Raw genomic sequence first — 15,151 nt, 5'->3', positions numbered from 1 at the left:
GTCAGCGTTGAGATGCCCAACTGAGAGGCAGGACATGAGTTCGTCGGATTCGAAGACTGCGACCGCCCAGATCGGCGTCACCGGCCTGGCCGTGATGGGTTCCAACCTCGCCCGAAACTTCGCCCGGCACGGCTACACCGTCGCGTTGCACAACCGGTCCGTCGCCAGGACCGACGCGCTGCTCAACGAGCACGGCTCCGAGGGCAACTTCGTACGCAGCGAGACGATTCCGGAATTCCTTGCGGCACTGGAAAAGCCGCGCCGGGTCATCATCATGGTCAAGGCCGGCGATCCCACCGACGCCGTCATCAACGAACTCGCCGATGCCATGGAAGAGGGCGACATCATCATCGACGGCGGCAACGCCCTCTACACCGACACCATCCGACGCGAGAAGGCGATGCGCGAGCGTGGCCTGCACTTCGTCGGCGCCGGAATTTCCGGCGGCGAGGAAGGCGCCCTCAACGGCCCGTCGATCATGCCGGGCGGGCCGGCCGAGTCCTACAAGTCGCTCGGCCCGCTGCTCGAGGAGATCTCCGCCCACGTCGACGGCGTGCCGTGCTGCACGCACATCGGGCCGGACGGCTCGGGGCACTTCGTCAAGATGGTCCACAACGGCATCGAGTACTCCGACATGCAGCTCATCGGCGAGGCGTACCAATTGCTGCGTGATGGCCTGGGCATGAGCGCACCGGAAATCGCCGACGTTTTTGCCGAATGGAACAAGGGCGACCTGGACAGCTACCTGGTCGAAATCACTGCCGAAGTGCTCCGCCAGACCGACGCCAAGACCGGCAAGCCCCTGGTCGACGTCATCCTGGACGAAGCCGAACAAAAGGGAACGGGCCGTTGGACCGTCAAGTCGGCCCTGGATCTGGGCGTGCCGGTCACCGGTATCGCCGAGGCAGTGTTCGCGCGGGCGCTGTCCGGCTCCGTCGCGCAGCGCAAGGCGACCATCGGCCTGGCCTCGGGCAAGTTGGGCGACAAACCGACCGACCGCAAGACGTTTACCGAGGACGTCCGTCAGGCGTTGTACGCCTCCAAGATCGTCGCCTACGCGCAGGGCTTCAACCACATTCAGGCGGGTAGCGCCGAATTCAACTGGGACATCACCCCGGGCGATCTCGCGACCATCTGGCGCGGCGGGTGCATCATCCGGGCCAAATTCCTCAACCGCATCAAGGAAGCATTCGACGCCGAACCCGATTTGGCCAGCCTGATCGCGGCGCCGTACTTCCGCAGCGCCGTCGAAGCGGCGATCGACAGTTGGCGTCGCGTGGTGTCCACGGGAGCGCAACTGGGTATCCCCACCCCTGGCTTTTCTTCCGCCTTGTCCTACTACGACGCGCTGCGAACCGAACGGTTGCCGGCGGCCCTCACTCAGGCCCAGCGTGACTTCTTCGGGGCGCACACCTACGGGCGGATCGACGAGCCGGGCAAGTTCCACACGTTATGGAGCGGCGACCGAAGCGAGGTCTCGGCCTGACAAGCCTGACAATGGGTGGGAGACGACCCTGATATCCCCCGACAACAGTGTGAGCGTGCAGCGCAGATGAGGTTTCTGGACGGGCATCGGCCCGGGTTCGACCTGACGTACAACGACGTGTTCATCGTGCCGAACCGATCCGAGGTCGCGTCGCGCTTCGACGTCGACCTGTCCACGGCCGACGGGTCCGGCACCACCATTCCGGTGGTGGTCGCGAACATGACGGCAGTGGCGGGGCGGCGGATGGCCGAGACGGTTGCCCGCCGCGGCGGCATCGTGATCCTGCCGCAGGATCTGCCCATCCCGGCGGTGCAGCAGACCGTGGAGTTCGTCAAGAGCCGCGACCTGGTGCTCGACACCCCGGTCATGCTGGCCCCCGACGACTCGGTATCCGACGCGATCGCGCTGATCCACAAGCGGGCCCACGGCGCCGCGGTGGTGGTGTTCGAAGGTCGCCCGATCGGGTTGGTGCGGGAATCGGCCTGCGTCGGCGTCGACCGCTTCAGCCGGGTGCGCGATATCGCCATGACGGACTTCGTGACCGCGCCGGTAGGCACCGAACCCCGCAAGATCTTCGACCTGCTCGAGCATGCGCCCATCGACGTCGCGGTGGTCACCGCCGCCGACGGCACACTGGCCGGGGTGCTCACTCGAACCGGGGCGGTTCGCACCGGGATATACACGCCCGCCACCGACAGCAAGGGTCGGCTGCGGATCGGCGCGGCCGTCGGCATCACCGGCGACGTGGGCGCCAGGGCGCAGGCGCTGGTCGAAGCCGGAGTTGACGTGTTGGTCATCGACACCGCGCACGGACACCAGGTGCGCACTCTGGAGGCGATCCAGACCGTCGCATCGCTCGGCCTGGGTGTGCCACTGGCCGCGGGCAATGTGGTGTCGGCTGAGGGGACGAGGGATCTCATCGAAGCCGGGGCGAACATCGTGAAGGTCGGGGTGGGCCCCGGCGCGATGTGCACGACCCGGATGATGACCGGCGTCGGCCGCCCGCAGTTTTCCTCTGTACTCGAATGTGCTTCGGCCGCACGCGAACTCGGTGGCCATGTGTGGGCGGACGGCGGCATCCGGCATCCCCGTGATGTCGCCTTGGCGCTGGCGGCGGGCGCGTCGAACGTGATGATCGGCTCGTGGTTCGCCGGCACCTACGAGTCGCCCGGTGACCTGATGCGCGATCGCAACGACCAGCCGTTCAAGGAGAGCTACGGCATGGCCTCCAAGCGTGCCGTGGTGGCGCGAACCACCGCCGACAGCCCCTTCGACCGGGCCCGCAAGGCGTTGTTCGAAGAAGGGATCTCCAGTTCGCGGATGGACCTCGATCCGGACCGCGGCGGGGTCGAGGACCTGATCGACCACATCTGCTCCGGCGTGCGCAGCACATGCACCTACGTCGGCGCCTCGAATCTGGCGGAGCTACACGAGCGCGCCGTCGTCGGGGTGCAGACGACGGCCGGATTCGCCGAAGGTCATCCCCTGCCTGCTGGCTGGTGACGAAGTCGTCGCAAACCCCTTCGGTAGCATGAAACCTTCCAAATCCCGCGGTAACGCGCGCGCGGGCTTTAGAGAAAGGGATGACGTGCCGCAGGCACCCGCCGAGGCCCTGAGTTTGCGGGGGGCTTCCGGGGTGGACCCCCACGGTGAGCAGCCATCCGCACCAGTCCCCCACAGATCGCGATATCCGCACGCATGAACCACTCCAGCACCGTGGTCAGCGTGCTGGCCATCTTGGCCCTCACCTTTGGCACCGCGGTGTTCGTCGCGGCGGAATTCTCGCTGACCGCCCTGGACCGCAGCACGGTCGAGGCCAATGCACGAGAAGGCTCGGGTCGGGACCGCTTCATCCGACGTGCCCACCGCAGGTTGTCGTTTCAACTTTCCGGTGCTCAGGTAGGCATCTCGGTCACCACGCTGGCTACCGGCTACCTGACCGAACCGTTGGTGGCCGCAGTACCGCACCTAGGGCTGAGTGCAATTGGAATATCGGATCGGCTCGCCGAAGCGATCACGACGTTCCTCACGCTGGCGATCGTGACCTCGCTGTCGATGGTGTTCGGTGAGCTCGTTCCCAAGTACCTCGCGGTCGCGCGCCCATTGCCGACCGCCCGCGCCGTCGTGCTGCCGCAGTGGATGTTCTCCCTGCTCTTCACGCCGGTTATTCATATGACGAACGGTACGGCGAACTGGATCTTGCGGCGGTTGGGCACCGAGCCGGCCGAGCAATTGCGATCGGCGCGTAGCCCACAAGAGTTGGTGTCGCTGGTGCGCCGATCCGCCCGTAGCGGTTCCCTGGATGACGCGACGGCGTCGCTGATGCACCGGTCGCTGCAATTCGGCGCTCGCACGGCTGAGGAACTGATGACGCCGCGCTCCAAGATCGTCGCGCTGCAGACTGACGACACCGTCGCCGACCTGGTCGCAGCGGTTGCCGCCACCGGGCATTCACGGTTCCCGCTCGTGCGTGGTGACCTCGACGAGACGGTCGGCATGGTGCACGTCAAACAGGCCCTCAAAGTTCCGCCTGCCGAGCGCGAGCGCATGCCGTTGACACGCCTCGCAACGAAGGCGACGGTCGTGCCGTCCACGCTCGACGGTGACGCGGTCCTGGCGGAGATCCGGTCCGACCAACTCCAGATCGCGATGGTGGTCGATGAATACGGCGGGACCGCGGGCCTGGTCACCCTCGAGGACTTGGTGGAGGAAATCGTCGGCGACGTCCGAGACGAGCACGACGATGCGACGCCGGACGTGGTGGTGGCTGGCGGCGGATGGCGGGTTTCGGGGCTGCTGCGCATCGACGAGGTAGCCAACGCAACCGGGTACCGCGCCCCCGAGGGCCCTTACGAAACGATCGGCGGGCTGGTGCTGCGCGAACTCGGCCACATCCCCGTCCCCGGCGAACAGGTAATGCTGCCCACTTTCGACCCGGACAGCCTGCCCGACGAGTCGGTGCGCTGGCAGGCCACCGTGGTGCAGATGGACGGCCACCGCATCGACTTGCTTGAGCTCACCCAGCAGCAGGATGAGGAGGAACCGGCCGATGGGTGACTGGTTGGCGGTAATTCTGGCGGTGGTGTTGATCGGGGCCAACGCGTTTCTGGTCGGCGCGGAGTTCTCACTCATCGCGGCGCGCCGTGACCGACTCGAGGCGCTGGCCGAGCAGGGCAAGGCGCGCGCTCGCACGGTTATCCGGGCGGGCGAGCGTCTTTCCCTCATGCTCACCGGTGCTCAGTTGGGGATCACGGTCGCCTCGATCCTGCTCGGGCGCGTCGGCGAGCCGGCGATCGCCCACCTGCTCGATCCGGTGTTGGACCTGGTCGGCATTCCTCCGGCACTGTTGCATCCGCTGTCGTTTGTGGTGGCGCTCGGGATTGTGGTGATCCTGCACGTGCTGCTGGGCGAGATGGTGCCGAAGAATATCGCCATCGCCGGCCCGGAGAAGGCGGCAATGCTGCTGATCCCGCCCTATCTGGTCTACATGCGCGCGGCCGGCCCGTTCATCGCGCTGTATGACAACTCCGCAAAGCTGATCCTCCGGGTTTGTGGGGTAGAGCCCAAAGACGAGCTCGACAGCGCCGTTTCCACGGCCGAACTCTCCGAGATGATTGCCGAATCGGTGTCCGAGGGCTTGCTCGACAGCGAGGAGCACACACGGTTGACGCGGGCCCTGCGGGTTCGTACCCGGCTGGTCGCGGATGTCGCCGTGCCGCTGACCAACATCCGGTCCATCCCGGTAAGTGCGCCCGGCGCCGGTCCGACGATCGGCGCCGTGGAAGAGGCCCTGGCGCAGACCAACTTCTCTCGGTTCCCCGTGGTGGACATCGACGGCGCTTATCTCGGGTATCTGCACATCAAGGACATGTTGGCCCTCGGTGATGATCCAAACGCGGTGATCGACCTGTCCGTGGTGCGGCCACTGCCGCGACTTCCGAGGTCACTGGGACTCGTCGACGCACTTTCGCGCATGCGACGCACCAACAGTCATCTAGCCCTGGTGACGGAGGACGCGCCAGCCGGGGCCGATACCACCTCCAAGACCCCTGGGACCGCCACCGGAAATGTCGTGGCCATGGTCGCGTTGGAGGACCTGGTAGAGGACTTGGTCGGCGCAATGCACGACGGGCAGTCCCCAGCCTGAACTCGGCAGCCCGTATGATCTTCTGGGCCGTTTTCATGGCCGACAGCCCCATGGCATCGCAACGAGTTGCCAGCGGCCTTACGGCGGTGTCCCCAGCCGCGTCGCGGCGACCCCTGGGCGCGCCGTGACCTGCTGTTGCAGGTCGGCCGGATAGGCTCGTCACGCTGCCGTCGGTAGGCTGAGGACGTAGCCAGTGGGGGCAGCAGCGGAGGCCGTACCAGGCCATAAACGGAGGAGAACCATGACTGAACGGGTTGCGACGGGCAACTTGCGCGTCGCGCGGGTGCTGTACGACTTTGTCAACAACGAGGCGCTGCCGGGCACCAACATCGACCCGGACAGCTTCTGGGCCGGCGTCGACAAGGTAGTCACCGACTTAACTCCGCAGAACCAGGCGCTGCTGAACATCCGCGACGAACTCCAGGCCCAAATCGACAAGTGGCACCGGCACCATGTGCTCGACACCTTCGACCCGGACGCCTACCGTCAACTCCTCACCGACATCGGCTACCTGCAACCTGAGCCCGACGACTTCACCATCACCACGTCGGGCGTGGACGACGAAATCACCACGACCGCGGGTCCGCAGCTGGTGGTGCCGATACTGAACGCGCGGTTCGCGCTGAATGCGGCCAACGCACGCTGGGGCTCCCTCTACGACGCCCTCTACGGCACCGACGTCATTCCCGAGGATGACGGCGCCGAGAAGGGCTCGAGCTACAACAAGGTCCGCGGCGACAAGGTGATCGCCTACGCCCGCAACTTCCTCGACCAGAGCGTGCCGTTGGCGTCCGGTTCCTGGGCGGATGCGACGGGTCTGAGCATCGTTGACGGCCAACTGCAGATCGCACTCGATGCCGAATCCACGGGACTGGCCAGCCCGGAGAAGTTCGTCGGGTACACCGGTGAGCTCGGCGCCTCCTCGTGGTCGGTGCTGCTGGTCAACCACGGGCTGCACATCGAGATCCTCATCGATCCGCAGTCCGAGGTTGGTGCCACCGACCGCGCCGGCATCAAGGACGTGATCCTGGAATCGGCGATCACCACGATCATGGACTTCGAGGACTCGGTCACCGCCGTCGACGCCGACGACAAGGTTCTCGGCTACCGCAACTGGCTCGGACTCAACAAGGGCGACCTGTCCGAGGAAGTCCTGAAGAACGGCAAGACCTTCATCCGGGTGCTCAACGCCGACCGCACCTACACCAAGCCGGACGGCGGCGAGCTGACCCTGCCCGGCCGCAGCCTGCTGTTCGTCCGCAACGTGGGTCACCTGATGACCAACGACGCGATCGTCGTCGCCGGCGGCGACGGCGAGGAGACAGAGGTGTTCGAAGGCATCATGGATGCCCTCTTCACCAGCCTGATCGCCATCCACGGCCTGCGCGGCGGCTCGGACAACGACGGGGCGAACGGGCCCTACGTCAACAGCCGCACCGGATCCATCTACATCGTCAAGCCCAAGATGCACGGGCCCGCCGAGGTGGCCTTCACCTGCGAGCTGTTCAGCCGGGTCGAGGACGTCCTCGGGTTGCCGCAGGGCACCCTCAAGGTCGGGATCATGGACGAGGAGCGCCGCACCACGGTCAACCTCAAGGCCTGCATCAAGGCCGCCGCGGACCGCGTCGTGTTCATCAACACCGGCTTCCTGGACCGCACCGGCGACGAGATGCACACCTCCATGGAGGCCGGTCCGATGATCCGCAAGGGTGCGATGAAGAACACCACGTGGATCAAGGCATACGAGGACGCCAACGTCGACGTCGGGCTGGCCGCCGGCTTCTCCGGCAAAGCGCAGATCGGCAAGGGCATGTGGGCCATGACCGAATTGATGGCCGACATGGTCGAGCAGAAGATCGGCCAGCCAAAGGCCGGCGCCACCACGGCGTGGGTGCCCTCGCCTACCGCGGCCACCCTGCACGCGATGCACTACCACCAGGTCGACGTGTTCGCCGTGCAGCGGGAGCTCGAAGGCAAGAAGCGCACCACCATCGACGAGTTGCTGACGATCCCGCTGGCCAAGGATCTGGCCTGGGCGCCCGAAGAGATCCGCGAGGAGGTCGACAACAACTGTCAGTCGATCTTGGGCTACGTGGTGCGCTGGGTGGAACAGGGCATCGGCTGTTCGAAGGTGCCCGACATCCACAACGTCGCGCTCATGGAAGACCGCGCCACCTTGCGCATCTCCAGCCAGTTGCTGGCCAACTGGCTGCGGCACGGCGTGATCACCAGTGAGGACGTTCGGGCCAGCCTGGAGCGGATGGCGCCGCTGGTGGACAAGCAGAACGAGGGTGACCCCAACTACCGCCCGATGGCGCCCAACTTCGACGACAGCATCGCGTTCCTGGCCGCGCAGGAGTTGATCCTTTCCGGCGGCCAGCAGCCCAACGGATACACCGAGCCGATCCTGCACCGCCGCCGTCGTGAATTTAAGGCACGCGCCCGTGCGTGATCTGCCCTTGACGGGCGGCAGCCCCGACAGGATCCCGAGGAGAGGACGCATCCGCCGGTATGGGTAGGCACAGCAAGCCCGACCCTGACGACGATCCGGTTGACGAGGAATCTGCGGAACCTGCGGAGCCGGGCTCCGACTTCGCCGACGATCCGGGCGGCGGCAGGCACGAGACTGGCGACGGGGACGGTGGCTACCGCTGGGAATTCCCGTCGGCTTCGTCGGCTCCGTCGGACGAAGCGCCGAGCGATTATGCGCGCGCCGACGATGCCGGATACGGGGATTACTCCAGCGACTATCCGAGTGACTATTCCAGCGATTACGCGAGCGACGAACCGCGATACTCGGATTCCGAGACCGACGACTACCCCGACTTCGGAACGCAGCCGGAGAGCCCGGAGGCGACAGGCGCCGAGCCGCCACCACCGCCCCCGCCCCTCTACCAGGCCGCTGGCCAACGCGAACCCGGCGGCTGGCAGGGCGGTCACCGCAGCGCCGGCGGACGACGGGGAGTAAGCATCGGCGTCATCGTCGCCCTCGTCCTGGTCGTGGTGGTGGTGGGCACCGTGATCGTGTGGCGCTTCGTCGGTGACGCCTTGTCTCATCGGTCCAGCAACCCGGCCGCGCACTGCGTGGGCGGCAAGGACAGCGTGGCCGTGATCGCCGACCCGTCCATCGTCGAGCAGGTGAAGAATCTCGCCGACGGCTACAACGCCACCGCGGGCCCGGTCGGCGACAAATGTGTGTCGGTGACGGTCAAGTCGGCCGACTCCGACGCCGTGTTGAGCGGCTTCGCCGGCCAATGGCCCTCCGAGCTGGGCAACCAACCCGGATTGTGGATCCCCGGCAGCTCGATCTCTGCCGCACGGCTCAGCGCAGCGGCCGGTCAGAAGACCATCAGCGACAGCCGTTCCCTGGTGACGTCGCCGGTGGTGTTGGCGATCCGCCCAGAGTTGCAGCAGGCCTTGTCCAAACAGAACTGGGCCGCGCTGCCCGGCCTGCAAACGAAACCGGATTCGCTGGCCGGGTTGAACCTCGGCCCCTGGGGGTCGCTGCGACTGGCGGTGCCGCTGGCCGGCAACGGCGACGCCGCGTTCCTGGCCGGCGAGGCCATCGCGGCCGCCTCAGCGCCCGACGGCGCGCCACCGACCGCTGGCAGCGGCGCGGTGCGCAGCTTGGTGAGCGGGCAACCCAAGCTCGCCAACGACTCCCTCGACGAAGCGATGAACGCGCTGCTCAAGCCCGGCAAAGACGATGCCGCAGCCGGCCCCGTGCACGCGGTGATCACCACCGAGCAGCAGCTCTTCCAGCGCGGCCAGGCAGTGCCCGATGCCAAGACCAAGCTGGCGTCGTGGCTTCCGCCGGGACCCGTCGCGCTGGCCGACTATCCGACCGTCCTGCTCAGCGGTTCGTGGTTGTCCCAAGAGCAGGCGACCGCGGCCAGCGCGTTCTCCAGGTACCTGCGCAAGCCCGATCAGCTCGCGAACCTGGCCAAAGCCGGCTTCCGCGTGAGCGGGGTGAAGCCGCCGAGCAGCTCAGTCGTCAATTTCCCGGACCTGCCCAAGACGCTGTCGGTCGGTGACGACGAAACCCGCGCCACCCTCGCCGACACCATCGCCACGCCGTCAAAGGGAGTGGCCGCAACCATCATGCTCGACCAGTCGATGCCCACCGATGAAGGCGGCAAGAGCCGGTTGGCCAATGTCATTGCGGCGCTTGTCAATCAGATCAAGGCGGCGCCGCCCGATGCGATCATCGGGCTGTGGACGTTCGACGGCCATGAGGGGCGGTCCGAGGTCGCGGCCGGGCCGCTTCCGGATCAGGTCAACGGCCAGCCGCGGTCGGCGGCCCTGCTGGCGGCGCTGGACAAACAGTATTCGTCCGACGGGGGCGCGGTGTCGTTCACCACGCTGCGGCTGATCTACCAGGAAGCGCTGGCCAATTACCGTGCCGGAAAAGACAATTCGATCCTGGTGATCACCGCCGGGCCGCATACCGACCGGACCCTGGATGGGCCGGGGTTGCAGGAGTTCATCCGCAGCAGCCAGGACCCGGCGAAGCCGGTCGCGGTCAACGTGATCGACTTCGGCGCCGACCCGGACCGCGCGACCTGGGAGGCGGTGGCCAAGCTCAGCGGCGGCAGGTACCAGAACCTGGCCACGTCGGCGTCCCCTGAGCTCGCCTCGGCGGTCAGCAGCTTCTTGAGCTGATCGGCTGGCTCCGATGGCAAACAGCGGCTCGGATGCGGCCTGGTACGCCACGTCGGACTCCGGACGCGCATCCTTGCGACGTCGCGGTATGCGTTATTCGTCGTGCTATGTGACGATGCGCGACGGGGTCCGGATCGCCATCGACGTCTACCTGCCCGCGGATCTGGCAAGCGGACAGCGGCTGCCCGCGATCCTGCACCAGACCCGCTACTACCGGTCCATGCAGTGGCGCCAGCCGATGCGAAAGCTCCTCGGTGGCAAGCCATTCCAACACATCACGGCGGACAGGCGGCGCCGGCGGCGGTTCGTGGCCGCGGGCTACGCCTGGGTCGACGTCGACGTGCGCGGGTCGGGTGCGTCGTTCGGGGCGCGGGAGTCCGAATGGTCCCCGGACGAAATTCGGGACGGCGCCGAAGTCGTCGACTGGATCGTGCGCCAGCCATGGTGCGACGGAAGGGTCGCTGGGCTGGGGAACTCCTACGACGGCACGGCAGCGGAGTTCCTGATGGTCAACCAGCATCCCGCGGTGAAGGTGATCGCCCCCTGTTTTGCGCTCTTCGACGTCTACACCGACATCGCGTTTCCCGGCGGCATCCACGCCACCTGGTTCACCGAAACGTGGGGCCGCTACAACGAGGCCATGGACCGCGACGCCCTGCACGAGGTGGTCGGGTGGTGGGCGAAAATTCCGGTGACCGGTGTGCAGCCGGTGCACGACGATCGTGACCGCTCCCTGCGGGCACAAGCCATCGCCGCCCATCGCGGCAACTACGACGTCCACAAGTTCGCGACGTCGCTCACCTTCCGTGACGACGCCGCCGCCACGGGGCACACCATCGATTTGATCAGTCCGCACCACTATTGGCGCGACATCGCGGCGACGGGCGCACCCATCTACAACTACAGCGGCTGGTTCGACGGCGGGTACGGGCATGCCGCGATAAAGCGGTTTCTCACCGTCCCCACCCCGGGCAGCCGCCTGATCCTGGGGCCGTGGAACCACACCGGCGGCTGGCACGTCGATCCGGTGCGCGGGCTGCGTAAGCCCGCCTTCGATCACGACGGCGAACTCCTGCGGTTCTTCGACCATCACCTCAAAGGCGTCGACACCGGCATCGGTTCCGAACCCCCCGTGCACTACTTCACCATGGTCGAGGACCGCTGGAAGTCGGCCGACACCTGGCCGCCGCCGGCCACCACGCGGACCTACTACCTGGCCGAGGCGCAGCAACTCGTGCTGGAACCACCCGAATCCCAGGGCGACGAAGCCGCCGACGAATACTCGGTCGATCCGACCGCGTCCACGGGTCAGCACTCCCGCTGGCAATCGCAGGTGGGCATCGGTGGGCACGTGCGCTATCCCGACCGCGACGTCCAGGACGCCAAGCTGCTGACCTACACCTCCGCGCCGCTCAACGGTCCCCTCGAAGTGACCGGGCATCCGCTGATCACGCTGTTCTTGAGGTCCACGGCGAGTGACGGCACGTTCTTCGTCTATCTGGAAGACGTCGACCCACGCAGCCGGGTCACCTATATCACCGAAGGGCAGCTGCGCGCGGTGCATCGTCGGCTCAGCGACGCGCCGCCGCCGTATCGCCAGCCGGTCCCCTACCGAACATTCACGCGCGGCGACGCGCGGCCGCTCGTTGACGGCGAGATCGCCGAGCTGACGTTCGATCTGCTGCCGACGTCGTACCTATTCCGCGCTGGGCACCGAATCCGCGTCGCGATCGCCGGCACCGACGCCCACCATTTCGCGATCCTTCCGGGAGGACCGCCGACCGTGCGTGTCTACCGCAGCGCGCTGCATGCCTCCCGGATCGATCTTCCGGTGATCGAGGTCTGAGACCCGCGTCGGTCGGGGTCAGGCGAATGCCTCCACCGGCGGGCACGAGCAGACCAGATTGCGGTCACCGTAAGCCCCGTCGATGCGCCGCACCGGCGGCCAGACCTTGGGCCGGAAGGTCTTGCCCAGCGGATAGGCGGCCTCTTCCCGGGTGTAGGGGTGGTTCCACTCGGCCACCAGCAGGCACTCCGCGGTGTGGGGGGCGTTGCGCAGCGGGTTGTCGTCGGCGGGCCAAACGCCGGCCCCAACCTTGTCGATTTCGGCGCGGATGCCGATCATCGCTTCGCAGAATGCGTCGACCTCGGCCAGGCTTTCGCTTTCGGTCGGTTCCACCATCAGTGTGCCGGCCACCGGAAAGCTCATGGTCGGTGCGTGAAACCCGTAGTCCGCCAACCTCTTTGCGACGTCGTCGACGGTCACGCCGGTCGACTTGGTGATGCCGCGCAGGTCCAGGATGCACTCGTGGGCCACCATCCCGTTTTCCCCGGTGTAGAGCACGGGGAAGTACTCGTCGAGGCGGCGCGCGATGTAGTTGGCCGACGCGATCGCCGTCAGGGAGGCCGCCCGCAGGCCGTCTCCCCCCATCATCCTGATGTAGGCCCAGCTGATCGGCAGGATCGAGGCCGAGCCGTACGGCGCCGCCGACACCGGACGCCCGTTCGGCAACTCGGGAGCGTGGGGGTGACCCGGCAGGAACGGGGCCAGGTGTGATCGCACCGCGACCGGTCCGACGCCGGGCCCGCCGCCGCCGTGCGGGATGCAGAACGTCTTGTGCAGGTTCAGGTGGCTCACGTCGCCGCCGAACTTGCCCGGTCGGGCCAGGCCGACCAGCGCGTTGAGGTTGGCGCCGTCGACATAGACCTGCCCGCCGGCGTCGTGCACGGCCGCGCAGATGTCGGCGATGTCGTGCTCGTACACACCGTGGGTGGACGGGTAGGTGATCATCAGCGCCGACAACCGCTCGGCATGTTCGCTGACCTTGGCGCGCAGATCGTCAAGGTTCACGTCACCGTTGTCGTGGCAGGCCACGACGACAACCCGCATTCCGGCCAGCGCGGCCGAGGCGGCGTTGGTCCCGTGCGCACTCGACGGGATCAGGCAGATGTCGCGGTGCGGCTCTCCCCTGCTGGCGTGGTATTCGTGGATCGCCAACAGGCCCGCGTACTCCCCCTGCGAGCCGGCGTTGGGCTGCAGCGAGACGGCGTCGTATCCGGTGATGTGCACCAGCCAGGACTCCAAGTCGGCGATGAGACGGCGCAATCCGGGCGTGTCCGCGGCGGGCGCGAAGGGATGCTGGCGCCCGAACTCCGGCCAGGTGATGGCCTCCATCTCGGCGGCGGCGTTGAGTTTCATCGTGCACGAGCCCAGCGGGATCATGCTGCGGTCCAACGCGATGTCCTTGTCGGACAACTCGCGCAGGTACCGCATCATCGACGTCTCGCTGTGGTAGCGGGTGAACGCGGGATGGGTCAGGAATTCCGACGTCCGCGTCGCAATGTCGACGGGCGTGGGATCGGTGGCGGTGACGCCGAACGCGTCCAGAACCGCCGCCACATGGGCGTCGGTGGTGGCTTCGTCACAGGCGACCGACACGTGATCGGCATCGACGCGCCATAGGTTGATGCCCTGCGCCTTGGCGGCGGCCAGCACCTCGTCGGCGCGGCCCGGCACCCGGGCCAGGACGGTGTCGAAGTACTTGTCGTGCACCAACTCTGTGTTGGGCGCGGAGGCCAGGGCGGCACCGATGGTTTCGGCATGAGAATGCACGCGCCGCGCGATGGCCTTCAGTCCGTCGGCGCCGTGGTAGCTGGCGTACATCGCCGCCATCACCGCCAGCAAGACCTGCGCGGTGCAGATGTTGCTGGTCGCCTTGTCCCGGCGGATGTGCTGTTCGCGGGTCTGCAGGGCCAGCCGATACGCCGGTGTCCCGTCGGCGTCCAGGGAAACGCCGACCAGCCGACCCGGCAGCTGGCGGGCGTGCTTGGCGTGCACGGCCAGGTATCCGGCATGGGGGCCACCGAAACCCGTTGGCACGCCGAACCGTTGCGTGGTGCCGAACACGACGTCAGCGCCGATCTCGCCCGGCGGTGTGATCAGCGTCAGCGCCAACAGGTCGGCGCCGATGGCCACCAGGGCACCGCGCTCGTGGGCCTGCTGCACCAGGGCCGACCAGTCCGTGATCCGGCCGCTGGCGCCGGGCAGCTGGGCGATCACGCCGAAGAATTCTCCGTCGGGCAACCCGTCACGAAGGTCCGCGGTGACGATCTCGATGCCCAACGGCTTGGCCCGGGTCTCCAAAATCGCGGCGGTCTGGGTGAATACGTCGACATCCACGGCCAGTCGGCGGGTCGAGCCGCGCACGGCGCGGTGCATCAGGGTCATGGCCTCGGCAGCCGCGGTGCCCTCGTCCAGCATCGACGCGTTGGCGATCTCGAGGCCGGTGAGGTCGGTGATCATGGTCTGGAAGTTCAGCAGCGCTTCCAGCCGGCCCTGGCTGATCTCGGGCTGGTACGGGGTGTAAGCGGTGTACCAGGCCGGATTTTCCATGATGTTGCGCACCAGCACGGGCGGGGTGAGGGTGTCGTAGTAGCCCTGACCGATCATCGACACGGCCACCGTGTTGGACTCGGCCAAGGCGCGCAACTCGGCGAGCGCCTCGGCCTCACTGGCGGCCGGCGGCAGCTGGTCCAGGCCTGGGGCCGCTCCGGCGTCGGTCAGCTTGTCGAGGATGCCCGTTGGGACCGCCTTGCCGGCGAGCTCGTCGAGCGAGTCAACTCCGATGACCGCGAGCATGGTTTCGATGGCCTGGCCGTCCAGGCCGATGTGGCGCTCCGCGAACTGTTTCGACAACGTGTACTCCTGACACAGGAAGAGGGATCAGCGGCCCTCCCCCTCTGTCTTCACCCGAGCACCGGGCGCCTGAGAGATTCGGCGCCCCGAGTCACGCGGGTGCCTTTCCCCATCGGCGGGCGGGACCCGTATCGGGTCGCCGCCGCTTTCCAGAGGCATC

At 67.1% G+C, this 15,151-nt stretch carries 8 protein-coding genes and 1 riboswitch; of the genes, 7 read left to right on the top strand and 1 reads right to left on the bottom strand.

The genetic code is table 11. The features are described from left to right. The first annotated feature begins 34 nt into the window (after positions 1-34). The 7 genes from gnd (at position 35) to G6N68_RS13350 (ending at position 12,141) form a co-directional block, all read left to right on the top strand. Positions 35-1,486 carry an NADP-dependent phosphogluconate dehydrogenase gene (gene gnd / locus G6N68_RS13380; protein WP_163712802.1) on the top strand — a complete coding sequence of 484 codons (1,452 nt, stop codon included), beginning with the start codon at positions 35-37 and terminating at the stop codon, positions 1,484-1,486. Positions 1,487-1,552: 66 nt separating this feature from the next. Beyond that, entirely contained in the window at positions 1,553-2,989 is a 1,437-nt protein-coding gene (locus G6N68_RS13375; protein ID WP_163712799.1) for a GuaB1 family IMP dehydrogenase-related protein, read from the top strand. 195 nt (positions 2,990-3,184) lie between these two features. After that, positions 3,185-4,543 (top strand): hemolysin family protein, encoded by a 1,359-nt coding sequence (locus tag G6N68_RS13370; protein ID WP_163712797.1) that lies wholly within the window; start codon positions 3,185-3,187, stop codon positions 4,541-4,543. Then, positions 4,536-5,633, top strand: coding sequence for a hemolysin family protein (locus tag G6N68_RS13365; protein ID WP_163712794.1), 1,098 nt, complete (start codon positions 4,536-4,538; stop codon positions 5,631-5,633). Before G6N68_RS13370 ends, G6N68_RS13365 begins: the two co-directional genes overlap by 8 nt. Before the next feature lie 241 nt (positions 5,634-5,874). Then, positions 5,875-8,085: a malate synthase G gene (locus tag G6N68_RS13360; protein WP_163712790.1), complete on the top strand. Its 2,211-nt coding sequence runs from the start codon at positions 5,875-5,877 to the stop codon at positions 8,083-8,085. Positions 8,086-8,144: 59 nt separating this feature from the next. Further along, complete coding sequence (locus G6N68_RS13355; RefSeq protein WP_163712787.1) at positions 8,145-10,295, top strand: substrate-binding domain-containing protein; 2,151 nt, start codon at positions 8,145-8,147, stop codon at positions 10,293-10,295. 13 nt (positions 10,296-10,308) lie between these two features. Further along, entirely contained in the window at positions 10,309-12,141 is a 1,833-nt protein-coding gene (locus tag G6N68_RS13350) for a CocE/NonD family hydrolase (protein WP_240355456.1), read from the top strand. A gap of 18 nt (positions 12,142-12,159) precedes the next feature. Here G6N68_RS13350 and gcvP read toward each other — a convergent pair whose 3' ends face one another. Further along, positions 12,160-14,991: an aminomethyl-transferring glycine dehydrogenase gene (gene gcvP / locus G6N68_RS13345; protein WP_163712784.1), complete on the bottom strand. Its 2,832-nt coding sequence runs from the start codon at positions 14,989-14,991 to the stop codon at positions 12,160-12,162. 34 nt (positions 14,992-15,025) lie between these two features. Beyond that, positions 15,026-15,150, bottom strand: a riboswitch (glycine riboswitch). Position 15,151: the final 1 nt, after the last annotated feature.

The organism is Mycobacterium bourgelatii, from assembly GCF_010723575.1.
GTDB classification, from domain to species: Bacteria; Actinomycetota; Actinomycetes; order Mycobacteriales; family Mycobacteriaceae; genus Mycobacterium; species Mycobacterium bourgelatii.
This window is presented reverse-complemented; position numbering and strand designations above follow the sequence as displayed.